This is a genomic window from Stappia sp. (genome assembly GCF_040110915.1).
Classification (GTDB): Bacteria; Pseudomonadota; Alphaproteobacteria; order Rhizobiales; family Stappiaceae; genus Stappia.
This window is the reverse complement of sequence record NZ_CP157793.1, coordinates 926,008-941,327: the sequence shown is the minus strand read 5'-3', so window position 1 is coordinate 941,327 and position 15,320 is coordinate 926,008. Positions and strand designations below refer to the sequence as shown.

Annotated in this window: 11 protein-coding genes; 5 read left to right on the top strand and 6 right to left on the bottom strand. The window is 68.0% G+C overall.

Translation table 11 applies throughout. From position 1 onward, the window contains the following. Positions 1–83 precede the first annotated feature (83 nt). Positions 84–2,693, bottom strand: a complete 2,610-nt coding sequence (locus ABL312_RS04180) for an ATP-binding cassette domain-containing protein (protein WP_349360117.1) — start codon at positions 2,691–2,693, stop codon at positions 84–86. Between the two features lie 197 nt (positions 2,694–2,890). On the opposite strand from ABL312_RS04180, the gene ABL312_RS04175 reads away from it, so the two are divergent. From ABL312_RS04175 to ABL312_RS04155, 5 genes are read left to right on the top strand one after another with little or no spacing between them, the layout of a single operon-like run. Further along, on the top strand, positions 2,891–4,114 hold the full coding sequence (locus ABL312_RS04175; RefSeq protein ID WP_349360116.1) for a glycosyltransferase: 1,224 nt from the start codon (positions 2,891–2,893) through the stop codon (positions 4,112–4,114). A gap of 49 nt (positions 4,115–4,163) precedes the next feature. After that, positions 4,164–5,387: a glycosyltransferase family 4 protein gene (locus ABL312_RS04170; RefSeq protein ID WP_349360115.1), complete on the top strand. Its 1,224-nt coding sequence runs from the start codon at positions 4,164–4,166 to the stop codon at positions 5,385–5,387. A gap of 24 nt (positions 5,388–5,411) precedes the next feature. Then, complete coding sequence (locus tag ABL312_RS04165; RefSeq protein WP_349360114.1) at positions 5,412–6,536, top strand: glycosyltransferase family 4 protein; 1,125 nt, start codon at positions 5,412–5,414, stop codon at positions 6,534–6,536. Continuing rightward, positions 6,533–7,690 (top strand): glycosyltransferase, encoded by a 1,158-nt coding sequence (locus ABL312_RS04160; protein ID WP_349360113.1) that lies wholly within the window; start codon positions 6,533–6,535, stop codon positions 7,688–7,690. The genes ABL312_RS04165 and ABL312_RS04160 overlap by 4 nt, the downstream gene beginning before the upstream one ends. Then, positions 7,687–8,466, top strand: a complete 780-nt coding sequence (locus ABL312_RS04155; protein WP_349360112.1) for a polysaccharide deacetylase family protein — start codon at positions 7,687–7,689, stop codon at positions 8,464–8,466. Before ABL312_RS04160 ends, ABL312_RS04155 begins: the two co-directional genes overlap by 4 nt. Positions 8,467–8,476: 10 nt before the next feature. Here the strand turns inward: ABL312_RS04155 and ABL312_RS04150 are convergent, their stop codons facing one another. The 5 genes from ABL312_RS04150 to ABL312_RS04130 form a co-directional block, all read right to left on the bottom strand. Then, positions 8,477–9,085 (bottom strand): class I SAM-dependent methyltransferase, encoded by a 609-nt coding sequence (locus tag ABL312_RS04150; RefSeq protein WP_349360111.1) that lies wholly within the window; start codon positions 9,083–9,085, stop codon positions 8,477–8,479. Positions 9,086–9,157: 72 nt separating this feature from the next. Beyond that, complete coding sequence (locus ABL312_RS04145; RefSeq protein WP_349360110.1) at positions 9,158–10,333, bottom strand: ABC transporter permease; 1,176 nt, start codon at positions 10,331–10,333, stop codon at positions 9,158–9,160. After that, positions 10,330–11,355 (bottom strand): ABC transporter permease, encoded by a 1,026-nt coding sequence (locus ABL312_RS04140; protein ID WP_349360109.1) that lies wholly within the window; start codon positions 11,353–11,355, stop codon positions 10,330–10,332. Before ABL312_RS04140 ends, ABL312_RS04145 begins: the two co-directional genes overlap by 4 nt. A gap of 49 nt (positions 11,356–11,404) precedes the next feature. Next, on the bottom strand, positions 11,405–13,312 hold the full coding sequence (locus tag ABL312_RS04135) for an ABC transporter substrate-binding protein (RefSeq protein WP_349360108.1): 1,908 nt from the start codon (positions 13,310–13,312) through the stop codon (positions 11,405–11,407). Continuing rightward, positions 13,309–15,204 carry an ABC transporter ATP-binding protein gene (locus ABL312_RS04130; RefSeq protein ID WP_349360107.1) on the bottom strand — a complete coding sequence of 632 codons (1,896 nt, stop codon included), beginning with the start codon at positions 15,202–15,204 and terminating at the stop codon, positions 13,309–13,311. The genes ABL312_RS04135 and ABL312_RS04130 overlap by 4 nt, the downstream gene beginning before the upstream one ends. Between the last annotated feature and the right edge of the window lie 116 nt (positions 15,205–15,320).

Here is a 15,320-nt window from a genome sequence, read left to right as displayed (position 1 = left end):
CTACATCCGCCTCGACCCCTCGTCGGGGCCCGTGCCGGGCGGTCCGCGGACCGCGCCGATGTCCATGGTTGTCCGCGTCGCGGTCACTTCGCGCCGCGTCCCTCCGTGTCGTGCCGGTCCGAGACGATCCGCCCCTGGTCCATCACGATACTATGGTCGAACTCCTCGGCCACGATCAAATTCGACGCGCCGAACAGCAGCATCCGCCCGGCCAGTTCCTCGCGGATCGCCTTGCGCAGGGCCTTCTCGTCCGCGCTGTTGCCGGCCGCGGTCTCGTCGAGGACGGTGATCGGCGCGTTCTTGACCAGGGCCCGCACCAGCGCGACGCGCCGGCGCTGCCCGGCCGACAGGCGCGATCCGGCGACGCCGACATGGAAGTCGAGGCCGGCGCGAATGACCGGTTGGCGCAGGTCGAGCTCCTCGATCAGCGAGCGGATCACCTTGTCGATCTTCTCGCGCGCGTCGCGCCGGTCGACGCGCGGGCGGCCGAACAGCAGATTGTCCTCGATCGTCAAGGGCGCCAGATAGGCGTCGCGGTCGAAGACGACGAAGCGCTCGTCGGCCTGCGCCAACCGCTCGTGGAAGGCGGCGCGCGCGGCGACGATCTCGCCGCGCATCTCGTCGTCGAGCACGCCGAGACGATGGCGGGCGGGCACGAGCTTGAAGGCAAGGCCGATGAGGCGCCGCTCGTCCGCCGTCTTGAGCTTCGACTTGCGCCCGTCCGCCCGGGCGATCCGGGTGATGCGCTCGAACTCCGGCAGTTCGTCCCGGGTGATGAAGGAATAGTCGCCGAGCAGGCCGGAATCGTCGCTGACGTTGGCGAACAGCTCGACCATGGTTTCGGCGATCTGGCGGCCGATCTCCACGAGCCTGTCGTAGAGTTTCGCGTCCTTCAGAACGTCCAGAACGTCGGCGTCGCCGGCCAGCGCCTCGACCTCGACCGAGGCATCGGCGGGGGCGGCGAACAACAGGTTTTCCGCCACGCTCGCGCTGTTGTTGAAGCGCTCGATGTCCCAAAGCTCGACCATGGCCGAGATCTTCTCGTCGTTCGACACCCGCTCGGCAAGCGCCCGGCGGGCGGCGAGAATCCGGTCGGCGATGCCCGGCAGCCGCGCCGGATCGATGGCCGCCTGAAGGCCCATGCGGAACAGGTCGGCCGACAGCCCCGTCGCCTCCACCAGCCGCAGGCCACGCGCGACGAGTTCCTCCTCGTCGGCGCAGCCGACCGCCTCCAGATCCTCCCAGGACGCCTCTATGTCGTATTGCGGGTTGCTCGTGGCGCGCGCCTCGGCGAGACGGCGCGCGTAGTCCGCCTTGGCCTCGCCGTCGCGTTCCGGCGGGCGCATCGGGCGATGGCGCAGCCCATAGAAGATGTTGTCGCGCACCGTCCCGGTCCACACGTGCACCGCCGGGCCGACATAGGCGATCTGCCGGCCGAGCACGGATTCGCTCAGCGGCTCGAGATTGCGCCCGCCAACGCACACCCGCCCGCTCGTCGGGCCGAGCAGACCGGCGGCCAACTGCAACACCTCCGAGCGCCCCGATCCGTCGGGACCGACCACGGCGACATGGGCGTCCGCCGGCACCGTGAGATCGATGTTGAACGCTTCCTGGCCCGCCGCGCCGCCGGTGACGGAGGCGTTCTGGATTTCCAGGTCGCCCGACAGCGGGACCTCGTCGTCCTCGGTCAGACGGCCGACGGGATAGATGTCGGCGGGATCGAAGTTCTCGACGACCGTCTGATACTTCACCTCGACGTCGGCCGTCATCTGGTAGTAGGCCAGCAGCTCCTTCCAGGGGCCGGCCAGATCCTTGTAGGCCGCGATCACCGCCAGCAGCGCACCGATCGACAACTCGCCCTCGATCACCAGCCAACCGCCGATCAGATAGAACAGGAACGGCGTCAACTGATTCATGAAGTTATTGAGAAACTTGATAAAATACTTCCAGTTGAAGATCTTGAAGCGGATCTTGTAATTGGCGTACAGCCGATCCGACAGGTCCGCCGAATGCCAGGCCGAGGCGTCATTGGCGTGGATTTCCGCCACGCCGGTAATGCTCTCGCCGATCTTGTCGGCGATCACCCGCACGTTGCGCACGCGCTGGCGCGACAGCATCACCACCTTCCGCTGCAGCTTGGGGATGATGTAGGCCTGCATCGGATAGGAGGAGATCGCCGCGAGCCCGAGCAGCGGATCCTGCATGAAGATGAAGCCGATCTGCACCACCAGCATGCCGCCCTGATAGGCCGGCAGCGCCACCGCCTCGCCGATGAAGCCGCCCACATCCTCCACCTCGGAGGTGATCATCGGGATGATCTCGCCGGAGCTCACCTTCTTGAAGTGCGGCAGCCGGAAGCGCAGCACGCGCTGGAACAGCTCGAATCGCAGCCGCCGCAGCATGCGCTCGCCGAGCCGGCCCTTGTAAATGTTGAGCACCAGCTTGATGCCGTTCGACAGGACGACGAGCCCCAGGAACGTGAAGCACAGCAGAACCAGATAGGAGACCTGATCGAATTCGACGCCGAAGATCTCGCGCGGGAACAGCTCGCCCTGGATCGCGTCGTTGACGATCAGCTTGGGCAGTTCGAGCAGCGCATAGGTGACCGGATAGGCGCAGATCGTGATCAGCAGGATCGCCAGCTGCTGACGCGCGCTGTAGCGCCAGATGAACTTGAAAAGGCTTTTTTCCATGGGGCTCTGTGCCGACTCGGTCGTGCGCGCGTCGTGTGTGCGGCCATCATAACGCGGGGATTTCAAAGTGCCAGTTCGCCCCGGCACGCCCCTGTGGGCCGCTCCAGCCTTGCATCGCGGAGATCACGGGGCTAGAGCAATAGGGTCCGGGGAGTAGCGATGGGCGTCGGACGGTTGCAGGCACCACATGGGGCTCCATGACGAACACATCCCCGAAAGTTCTCATCTACAGTCATGATTCCTTCGGCCTCGGGCACCTGCGGCGGTGCCGGGCGATCGCGCATGCGCTGGCGCGCCGGTTTCCCGACCTCTCCGTCCTGATCCTGTCCGGCTCGCCGATCATCGGCAGCTTCGAGTTCCGGTCGCGGGTCGACTTCGTGCGCATCCCCGGCGTCATCAAGCTGCGCAACGGCGAGTACACGCCGCTGTCGCTGTCGCTCAACATCGAGCACATTCTCGCGATCCGCTCCTCGATCATCGAGCACACGGCGCAGGTCTTCGATCCCGACATCCTGATCGTCGACAAGGAACCGCTGGGACTGCGCGGCGAGATCCTCGGCACGCTGGAAATGCTCAAGGCGCGCGGCAAGGCGCGTCTCGTGCTGGGCCTGCGCGACGTGATGGACGATCCCGCCTTCCTGCGCGAGGAATGGACACGCAAGAATGTCGATCCGGCGCTCGAGGAGCTTTACGACGAGATCTGGATCTACGGCCCGCCCGACCTGCACGACCCGCTCGCCGGCATGAACCTGCCTGCCACCGTGCACGCCAAGGCGCTCAACACCGGTTATCTGCGCCGCAACGTTCCGGCGGACGCGCGCATCACCGAGCCGCTGCCCTTCGACGACGAGCCCTTCATCCTGGTGACGCCCGGCGGCGGCGGCGACGGCGTGGAGATGGTCGACTGGGTGATGCGGGCCTATGAGGCGCGCACGCGCCCGCTCTTCCCGGCGCTCATCGTGCTCGGCCCCTTCATGCCGGCCTCGGCGACGGCGGATTTCATGGCCCGCGCGGAGCAGCTGCGCGACGTGCATATCCTGCGCTTCCTGCCGACCATCGAACCCTACATGGCGGCGGCCAAGGCGATCGTCGGCATGGGCGGCTACAACACCTTCTGCGAGATCCTGTCCTTCGACAAGCCGACCCTGCTGGTGCCCCGCGTCGTCCCGCGCCGCGAGCAGTCGATCCGCGCGACCCGCGCCGAGGTCATCGGGCTCCTGAAGGTCCTTCCGATCGACGACTATCCGGACGTCGACAAGATGATCGAGGCGCTCGCCGAACTGCCGCAGACCCCGCCGCCCTCGGCGGCCGGCATCGACAATCTGCTCGGCGGCCTCGAGGTGATCGGCGACCGGGTGGAAAGCATTCTCACGGGCGACAGCGCGTCGGTCGCACCGCGCGCGGCCGCCGGCGGCGACTGATCCGCCGGTCCCGCGCCCGCTCCCTTGCTCCTCACAGGCTTGTTGTTCCATGTCCCGCCTCGCCGTCGTCGTCAAAGGCTATCCGCGCCTGTCCGAAACCTTCATCGCGCAGGAAATTCTGGGCATGCAGAAGCGCGGGATCGCGCAGCTCATCGTGGCGCTGCGCAAGCCCTACGATCCCTTCATCCACGAGGTGCACCGCAAGATCACGGCCGACGTGCTCTATCTGCCGGAATACCTGAAGGACGATCCGGCGCGCGTGCGCGCGGCGCGCCGCTGGGCCGAACGGCAGCCGACCTACAAGGCCGCGCGCGCCCTCTTCGAGGCCGATTTCGCGCGCGAGCCCAACGCCAACCGGCAGCGGCGCTGGGGCCAGGCCTGCGTTTTCGCCCATGAACTGCCCGAAGACGTCAGCTGGATCCACACCCATTACCTGCACACCCCCTGCTCGGTCGCGCGCTACGCGGCGCATCTTTCGGGGCGCGAATGGTCGTTTTCCGCCCATGCCAAGGACATCTGGACGAGCCCGGAGTGGGATCTGCGGGTGAAACTCGGCGACGCGGCCTGGGGCGTGAGCTGTACGCGGCTCAATGTGGCGCATCTGAAGGGATTGACCGACGATCCGGACAAGATCGAGCTGGTCTACCACGGGCTCGACTTCTCGCCCTTCCCCCGCCCGGACCGCGGCGCGATGCGCGGCGACGGCGGCGCCGGCGGTCCCGTCCGCCTGCTGTCGGTCGGGCGCGCGGTGGAGAAAAAGGGCTACGACGATCTGCTCGCCGCGCTTGCCCGCCTGCCGCGCGATCTCGACTGGACCTTCGAGCACATCGGCGGCGGCGAACAGTCGGAGAAGCTTAAAGCGCTGGCCGCCGGGGCGGGCCTGTCGGAGCGTGTCGTCTGGCACGGTGCGCGCCCGCGCGAGGACGTCATCGCCGCAGCCACGCGGTCCGACCTCTTCGTGCTCGCCTCCAAGGTCGCCAAATCGGGCGACCGCGACGGCCTGCCGAACGTGCTGATGGAGGCGCAGGCGATGGGGCTTGCCTGTGTCGCGAGCGAGGTGTCGGCCATTCCCGAACTGATCCGGCACGACGAGACCGGCGTGCTGGTGCCACCGGCCGATCCGGCCGCCCTGGCGCGGGCGCTGGACCGCCTGATCCGCGATCCCGATGCCCGTTTGCGGATGGGACAGGCGGCGGCCGAGGACGTGCGCGCCCGCTTTTCCGCCGAGCCGGGCCTCGACAGGCTGGCCGCGCGTTTCCGCGACGTGCTGTAAGCCGCATGCTGTAGGCTTAATGCGATGCAGATCGCCTTCACCGCCCCCATGAAGCCGCTCGACGATCCCGTGCCCTCCGGCGACCGGACCATGGGACGGCTCATCGTGCGCGCCCTGCAAGAGCGCGGGCACAGGGTGGAGACCGCGAGCCGCTTTCGCGCGTGGCGGCGCGACGGCGGCCTCGCGCAGCAACAGGATCTGGAACGCGCGGCGCGCGCCGACGCCGAGCGCATCGCGCAGGACTGGCGCCGCCGGGGCCAAGTGCCGGACCTCTTTCTGACCTATCACCTCTATCACAAGGCCCCGGACTGGATCGGCCCGGCGCTCGCCGACGCCTTCGACCTGCCGTATGTCGTCGTGGAAGCGAGCCGCGCCCCCAAGCGACGGACGGGGCCATGGGCCCATGGCTTCGCCGCCGCCGATGCAGCGCTGGCCCGCGCCGACATGGTCGTCGCGCTCCATCGCGCCGATCTGCAGTGTCTCACGCCCGCTGTCGCGCCGGAGCGGCTGGCCGTGTGCCCGCCGTTTCTCGACGCGACACCGTTCTTCGAGGCGGCCCGGGTGCCGCGCGCTAAGGGAGAGCCCGTCCGCCTGCTGGCCGTCGGCATGATGCGCGACGGCGACAAGGCCGCCTCCTATCGCCTGCTCGCCGAGGCCCTGGACAGGCTCGGCGACCGCGACTGGACGCTGACCATCGTCGGCGACGGCCCGGCCCGCGCCGGGATCGAACCGCTCTTTCCGCCCGCGCGCACCACCTTCGCCGGCGCCCTGCCGGGCGAGGCCATGCCCGCGCTCTACGCCCGCCACGACGTGCTGGTCTGGCCGGCGATCCGCGAGGCCTTCGGCTTCGCCTTTCTGGAGGCCCAGGCAAGCGGGCTGGCGGTCGTCGGCGGCGATGCCTTCGGCGTGCCGGATGTGGTCGCGGACGGCGAGACCGGACTGCTGTCGCGCGAGGGCGATGCGGCCGGCTTTACCGCCAACCTGCGCCGTCTGATCACCGACGCCGCCCTCCTGGACCGCTTGAGCTCGGCCGCGCGGCCCTATATCGCCCGCCGGCATGCGCTCAATGCCGGGGCGGAACGGCTCGACACACTGCTCGACGCAGCCTTGCGGAACCACGGCGGGCAGGCTACCGATCCGCCGTCATGACGTTCTCCGCCTTCATCCACGTGCAGCATCTTCTCGGCACCGGCCACCTGATGCGCGCCGCCGCCATCGGCCGCGCGCTCGCCCGGCGCGGCGTTGCGGTGACGCTTGCGACCGGCAACACGCCGCCGCCGCTCGCCGATCTCGACGGACTCGACGTCGTTACTTTGCCGCCGGTGCGCGCGCGCGATGCCCGCTTCAAGTCCTTTGTGACGCCGGAGGGGACGGAGATCGACGCGACCTGGAAGGCGCATCGGCGCGATGCGACGCTGGCCGCCTTCGCCGCGCGCGACGTCGATCTGCTGCTCACCGAGACCTGGCCCTTCGGCCGGCGGCCCTTCGCCTTCGAGATGGAGCCGCTCGTCGCCGCCGCGCGGGCACGGGTCCGCCGCCCCCTGATCGCCAGTTCCGTGCGCGACATTCTCGTGCGCAAGCAGGAGCTCTGGAAGGAAGAGGAAATGGCGGCACGCGCCGAGGCCGCCTTCGACCGGGTGCTCGTCCACTCCGACCCGGCCTTCATCCGCCTGGCGGACAGTTTCCCCTTCACCGACCGGATCGCCGACCGCCTGCGTTACACCGGATTCGTCGAGACGGGTGGCGCGCGCCCGCCGGCGCCCGCCGGCGACGGGGAGGACGAGGTGGTGGTCTCCTGCGGCGGCGGCGCGGTCGGCGCGCATCTGCTGGAGGCGGTGTTCGACGCGCGCGCCCTGTCGCGCCGCGCCGGAGACTGCCGCTGGCGGCTGCTCGCCGGACACGACATCGACGCGGAGACCTTCGCCCGGCTGCAGGCGCGCGCCGGCGAGGGCCTGATCGCGGAACGCGCGCGGCCTGACTTCCCCGCGCTGCTCGCCCGCGCGCGGCTCTCCGTCAGCCAGGCCGGCTACAACACCGTGCTCGACGTGCTGCGCGCGGGCGTGCCGGCCGTTTTCGTGCCCTTCGCGCAGATCAAGGAAACCGAGCAGCAGCAGCGCGCCGAGGCACTGGCCCGCCACGGCCGCGCCGTCGTCACGGCGGAAGCGACCCTCACGCCGGAAGCCCTTGCCGCTTCGGTCGACGACGCGCTCGCCCTGCCCCGGCGCCATGTCTCGGTCGAGGTCGGCGGCGCGGACCGGGCGGCCGACATCCTGCTCGCCGATCTGGAGGCGCGCGCGCGATGAGCGGCTTCCATGAGTTCCGCGCGTTTCGCGACACGCTCGTCCGGCATCTCGACTGGTTCGCCGCCCGCGATCTCAGCGTGCCCGTGTGGTGGCGCGACGACGACGCCATCGAACCGACGCCGGCGCTCGACCGGCTGATCGCCATCGCCAACCGCCACGGGATCGAGGTGGCGCTGGCCGCGATCCCGGCGGGGGCGACGGCAGAGCTTGCCGCGCGGATCGCCGGCGAAGGCTTCGTCAGCATCCTCCAGCATGGCGTGGAGCATCGCAACCATCAGGACAAGGGACGCGGCGAGAAGGCGGCGGAGTTCGGGGCGCGGCGCGATCCCGATGCGGCGATTGCGGGGATCGCCCGGAGCCGAGCGCGGCTGGCGGAGCTCTTCGGCGACCGTTTCGTGCCCGTCTTCGTGCCGCCGTGGAACCGCATCGCGCCGCGCATCGCTGCGCGCCTGCCGGAGGCCGGCCTTGTCGCGACCTCCGCCTTCACGCAGTTTCACCCGCGCGCGCTGCCCTTCGTGCAGACGCATGTCGACATGATCAAATGGAAGAAGGGCGCGGGCTTCATCGGCTGGCACGCGGCCGAACTGCGCATCGACTATCACCTCGCCCGCCGGCGCACCAATGCCGACGACCCGCTCGGTCTCCTGTCGCATCATCTGGCGCAGGACGATGCGTCCTTCGACTTTCTGGACCGCACCTTCGAGATCCTGAAGAGCCATCCCGGCGCGCGCTTCACGCGGATCGCGGATCTTGTCCGTGGATCGGGACAAACGTAGGCGCGCCGGATCAGGCGTCCTGCGTGACGGCGCCGGCCGGCCGGATCAGCCGCAGCCGCCAGGTGACGCTCTTCTTGTCCGACGTCAGCCGATAGTCGTCGAGCACCTCCCAGTCGGGACCGTCGGTCGCCTCCCACAGCCGGGCGATCAGGCGGTTCGCGCCCGATTCCAGACGCTTGGGCGAATACATCGAGACCGCGATCACGCCGCCGGGCGCCAGGAACGGCAGGTAGCGCGTGACGGCGGCGGCCGGATCGTCGGAGAAATGCAGCACCTCGTTGAAGACGATGGCGGAGAACGTCTCGCCCTTGTCCGGCGTGAAGGTGTGCAGATCGCCGGCCCTGAGCGCGGCGATCTCGGGGTCGACATCGGCGATGCCGAGTGCGGCCGGCGCCAGATCGACGCCGACGTAATGCCCGATCCCCATCGGCTGAAGCCGCTCGTAGAGCAGCCCCTCGCCGCATCCGATGTCGAGCACCTTGTCGAGCGCGCCGTTCAAGGACAGCCACATGCCGATGATGCCGTATCGCCCGCTTTCGGAGAGGTCACGCAGGAAGGACCAGCGCCCGCGCCGGTATTCCTCGTCCCAGCCGTTGGCGGTCGATGCGTTCTTGGCCATATTCGTCTCCGGTCTCGCACCCTCTGGCGGCCAGCACCCCGTCATCAGGCACGCGAGCGTCCAGCACCCGCCTCACTTATACGGGTCGGCGGCGTCGCGCAAACCGTCGCCCAGGAAATTGAAGGCGAGCACCACGATGACGATCGGCACGACAGGGGCCATCAGCCACGGATAGACCACCACAACGGAGATGTCCTGCGCCTCGTTGAGCAACACGCCCCAGGACACGGCCGGCCGGCGCAGGCCCAGATTGAGGTAGGAGAGCGCCGTCTCGCCGAGGATCATCGCCGGGATCGACAGGGACGCGGAGGCGATGATGTGGCTGGTGAAGCCCGGCAGCAGGTGCTTGCGGATCACGCGGCCGGGCCTGGCGCCCATCAGTGTCGCCGCGCGCGCGTATTCCTCCTCGCGCAGCGCCAGCAGCTTGGAGCGCACGGCCCGCGCGAGCCCGGGCCAGTCGAGAAGCCCGAGAATCACGGTGATGCCGAGATAGATCCAGCCCGGCGACCAGGTGACGGGCAGAGCGGCGGAAAGCGCCATCCACAGGGGCAGTTCGGGCAGCGAGCGCAGGATCTCGATCATGCGCTGCACCGCGCTGTCGATATAGCCGCCGAAGAAGCCGGCGAGCCCGCCGAAGAACAGGCCGAGCACGATGGAGATGGTCACGCCGACGAGACCGACGGTCAGCGACAGGCGCGCCCCGTAGACGAGACCGGAGAAGAGATCGCGCCCCAGCCGGTCCGTTCCAAGCAGAAAGAGCGTGCCGCCCTCCGCCGCGCAGACCAGACGGAACCGGGCCTCGAACAGCCCCCAGAACATGTAGGGCGAGCCGGAACAGAAGAAGCGAAGGGGCTGCACGTCGTCGCGGTTCTCGGTGAAGACCCAGCGCACCGTCTCCAGGTCGACGCTCGCCTCCAGCCCGTAGACGAAGGGCCCGACGAACTCGCCGTCGTGAAAGAGGTGCAATGTCTGCGGCGGGGCGTAAAGATGATCGTTGGAGCGATCGTTCGCGGTATAGGGCGCGACGATCTCGGCGAAGGGCACCAGCAGATAGAACAGGATCAGGATCGCGCCGGACCAGACGGCGAGCTTGTGGCGGCGAAACTTCCACCACATGATCGTCCACTGCGACGCCTGATAGAAGCGCTCCTGCTCCGGCGTCAGCTCTTCCGCCACCGTCGGATTGAAGGGCTCGGGATTAACGTAGTGATCGGTTCCGGACACGCGGTCGTCCTCGCGCACGCTCATGACGCCGCCTTTCCGCCCAGGCGAATGCGCGGATCCAGCACCGCCAGCAACAGGTCGGAGACGAGCATGCCGATCAGCGTCAGGATCGCCACGAACAGCAGGATGAAGCCGGACAGGAACTGGTCCTGGGACTGAAGCGCGTTGAGCAGCACCGGCCCGACGGTCGGCAGGTTCAGCACCACCGACACGATGACCGAGCCGGACACCAGCGACGGGATCAGATTGCCGATGTCGGCGATGAAGGGATTGAGCGCCATGCGCAAGGGATACTTGAGCAGAAGCCGCGCCTCGCTCATGCCCTTGGCGCGTGCCGTCGTCACATATTGCTTGTGCAACTCGTCGAGCAGATTGGCGCGCAGCCGGCGGATCATCGCCGCCGTGCCGGCCGTTCCGATCACGATGGTGGGCACGATCAGATGCGCCAGGATCGACAGCGCCTTGTCGACGCTCCACGGTTCGCCGACGTATTCCGGCGCCATCAGGCCGCCGACCGACAGGCCGAACCAGCGATTGCCTAGATACAGCAGAATGAGGCCCAAGAGGAAGTTGGGCGTCGCAAGGCCGATGTAGCCGACGAAGGTGAAGCCATAGTCGCCCCAGGAGTACTGGCGCGTCGCGCTGTAGATGCCGATCGGGAAGGAGACGACATAGACGAAGAGGATCGTCGCGAAGTTCAGCACGATGGTCAGCGGCAGGGTCGGCCCGACCACCTCCGCCACCGACCGGTCATATTCGAACGACCAGCCCCAATTGCCCTGCAACAGGCCGTCGAAGCCGTGCGGGCCCGGCCACAGCCCCACCCAGATCAGATACCGCTCCCAGAACGGGCGATCGAGCGCGAACTCGGCGCGCATGAACTCCAGCTTGGCGATCGAGGCGCTTTCGCCGGCCGTCTTCAACGCCGCGATCTGGTTGGAGATGTAGTCGCCCGCCGGGAGCTCGATGATCACGAAGGTCAGCAGGCTGATCACCAGCAGCGTCGGGATCATCGTCAGCACCCGGCGCAGGATGTAAAAGGCCATCAAGCGGTCCCCCAGACCGGGAGGGGCGCGGCCCGGGGCCGCGCGCGCCTCATTTCACGAAGAATTCGTCCATGCGGTGAATACCGAAATGGGCGCCGGGATCCCAGCCGTAGATCCCTTCCTTCGGAACATTGCCGAGCCCGCGCACCACGACCGGCTGACGCACCCCGGACACGAGACCGATGTGGATCGTCTCCTCGGCGTGGATCTCGAGCATCTCGTGCCAGATCCGCGTGCGTTCTTCCCTGGAGCTCGACACCAGCCAGGCGTCATAAAGCTCGATGAGCCGCGCCGCCGGGCCCCAGTCCGGCGCCTCGCCGGTCTGCCCGTCCGTCTCGTAGTAGTCGCCCCACAACGCCCAGGAGAGAAAGTCGCCGCGCACCGGCGCGAAATCGATGGGCGGCATTTCCGAGGTAGGGATACCGTTCTCGAAGCCGGTCCAGACCGACATCTGCAGCAGGCCGGAGAGGGCCCGCTCGCGGATGATGTCGCGCTGGCTCGGCTTGGGGAAGAGCCTCACGCCGATCTGGCGCCAGGTCTCGCCGACCAGTTCCAGCGCGTCGAGCTGCTCCTGCGCCTCGCCGGTCGCCTCGACGATGATTTCCAGCGGGCGGCCGTCCGGCAGCAGGCGGGTGCCGTCGCCGCGCCGCTCGGTCAGGCCCATCTCGTCAAGCAGCGCGTTCGCCGCATCGAGATCGAACTCGGCGTGCAGGTCGCGGTAGCGCTCCTTGAACAGCGGGCTTTGCGCCAGCACCGTATCGTTGCCGGGCGTGCCGAAGCCGAGATAGAGCACCTTGTTGATCAGGTTGCGGTCGATGGCGAGCGACAGCGCGCGGCGGAAGCGGGTGTCGCGCATCACCTCGCGCCAGACCGGGTCCTTGACGGTGAGATTGGGCTTGAGCGTGATCTGCGAGCCCTTGGAGATCGGCCAGAGATAGGTCTCGTAGCCGCCGCTCTTCTCGCCCTGCTTGAGGATGGTGATGTCGGAAAAGCCGATGTTGCGGGCCTGCAGATCGGATTCGCCCGCCTGCGTCTTGGCGGCGATGATCTTGCTGTCGGCGACCGTCATGACAACCCGGTCGATATAGGGAAGCTGGTTCCCGGCCGTGTCGACGCGGTGATAATAGGGGTTGCGGTGCAGCACGAAGCGCCGCTCGCCGTCGTCGGCAAGCCGGATCCAGGGCTGCAGGCTCGGCAGATCCGGATTTCCGGCATTGTACATGTCGTCCATCTTGTTGAACAACGAGGCCCAGTTGCGCAGCTTGCGCTCCGACGCCATGCGGGCGATCTCGTCCATGTCGCCGTATTTTGCGTGAAACTGCTTCAGGTAATGCGCCGGGCGATAGATGAAGGGCGGACGCGACTTGGCGAGTTCGGGCGCGAACAGCGGATTGGGCGCCTCCCAGGTGAAGCGCACGGTCGTCTCGTCGATCACCTCGAACACCGGCGGCTTGTCGCCCGCCAGCATGAAGGACGGCAGGCCGGAGGGACGCAATTCGGGATTGCTCGCGACGTCCTCGAACCAGAAGCGGATGTCCTCGGCGGTGAACGGCGCGCCGTCCGACCACTTGTGCCCCTCGCGCAGATGCAGGGTGAAGCGCTTGTCGTCCTCCGACACGAGGTCCTTCAGCAGATCCGGCACGAGGTCCAGATCCTCGGTGTAGCCGACAAGCCGGGCATAGCCCCACACGTTGATCAGCCGCACATCCTTCGAGCGGCCGATGATCGTCTGGATCTCGCCGCCGGAGCGGCCGATTTGCCGGCCCTTTGCCGCCAGATCGACAACCAGCGGCTCCCGCGGAACCCGCTCGGCCACCGGCGGCAGATCCTTGCCGACCCGGTCGGCCAGAGCCGGCGGTTCCTTGAGATCGAGCGCGAGCGCGGCGCCCGCCCCTAGCGCCCAGATGGCGGCCATGCTCCCCAGTGCGGTGACGATATGTCTTGGGCACAGCTTCATGATACGGCCTCCCTGACCGGTGATGCGGATGCGCGGCCGGCGTCGCCCGGCGCGCACACGAAATGGCCCGGCGCGGCTTCCACCAGCACCGGCGTCGCGCCCTCGACGAGCCGATAGGGCTCGGGCCAGGCATCCGGTTCGGATGCGCGGCCGGCGTCGAGGGCCTCGAAATCGAGCGGCGCGTCGAGGTCCGGCTCGGGCACGGAGTCGAGCAGCGCGCGCGTGTAGGGGTGGATCGGCTGCTCGATGAGCTGCCGCGTCGGGGCGAGTTCGACGACCCGGCCCCGGCACATCACGGCGATCCGGTCGGCGATATAGTCGACCACCGCGAGATTGTGGCTGACGAAGAGATAGGTCAGGCCGAGTTCGGTCTTCAGATCCTTGAGAAGATTGAGGATCTGCGCCTGCACCGAAACGTCGAGCGCGGAGGTCGGCTCGTCGCACAGCAGAAACTCGGGATTGAGCGCAAGCGCCCGGGCGATGCCGATGCGCTGGCGCTGGCCGCCGGAAAAGGAATGCGGATAGCGGCGCAGGTAGCGCGGATCGAGCCCGACCAGGCGCATCAGCTCGCGCACCCGCTCCGCCCGCTCCTCCGCCGTGCCGACCTTGTGGATGATCAAGGGCTCCAGAAGGATGTCGTTCACCGTCATGCGCGGATTGAGCGAGGAAAACGGATCCTGGAAGATGAGCTGCACCCGGCGCCTGTAGTCGAGCAGATCGGCGCCGGCGAGATGCGCCACGTCGCGCGGCCCGTTGCCCGCGTCGTAGTGGATCTCTCCTTCGTCGATCTCCAGCGCGCGCAGGATCGCCTTGGCCGTCGTCGTCTTGCCCGACCCGGATTCGCCCACGAGCCCGAGGCACTCGCCGCGATTGACGGTCAGATTGACGTTGTCCAGCGCCAGCAGCGTGTTCGCCCGGGAGCCGAAGAAACTGCCCTTGCGGATCGTGAAGCGCTTGGTGACCCCGGTCAGCGTGACGAGCGGCGCGCCGGTGGCGACATGCTGCGCCCGGCCGCTTTTCAGAAAGCCCTCGGCATGCGGCTCGATCGGGCGGATCGGCACGAGACGCTCGCCCGCCTCCATGCCGAAGCGCGGCACGGCGTGAAGCAACGCCTTGAGATAGTCGTGACGCGGATTGGAGAACAGCGCCTCGGCGCTGCCCTTTTCCATGATCTGGCCGTGATAGATCACCACCACCTCGTCGGCCATGTTGGCGACGACACCGAAATCATGGGTGATCAGCAGCACCGACATATGCAGCTCGGCCTGCACATCCTTGATGAGCTTGAGGATTTCCGCCTGGATCGTCACGTCCAGCGCGGTGGTGGGCTCATCCGCGATGAGCAGCGCGGGACGGCAGATCATCGCCATGGCGATCATCGCGCGCTGGCGCAGCCCGCCCGACAGCTCGAAGGGATAGGACTGCAAGGCCCGGTCGGGATCGGGAAAGCGCACGAGGCGCAGCATGTCGCGCGTCAGCTCGCGCGCCTCGGGCAGCGAGACATTGCGATGCAGCGCCGCCGCCTCGCCGATCTGGTCGCCGATCGTGTGCAGCGGCGACAGGGAGGTCATCGGCTCCTGGAAGATGATCGCGATGCGGTTGCCGCGAATCGCGCGCATGGCCGGGCTCTTGCGCCCGAGCGCCGCGATATCGACCGGACCGCCGGACTGTTCGACGTCCTGGAACAGCACGCGCCCGCCGGTGATCTCGGCCTTTTCCGGCAGCAAACCCATGATCGTCTGGGAGATCACGGTCTTGCCGGAGCCCGACTCGCCGACCAGCGCGACCGTGCGATTGCGCGGCACGTCGAAGGAGACGTCCCGCACGGCGCGCGCGCGGCCCTCCGCCGTCACGAACTCGACGCTCAGTCGGTCGACCGACAACACGTTCACTGGCGACCGCCCTCCTCCGGCATGCGTTCCCTTTCGCCTCTCGTTCTCACTCGTTCTCTTTCACCCGGTCGCCCGGCCTCTCCGACCGTCCAGCCTGCCCATGTCCGCTCAGCCCG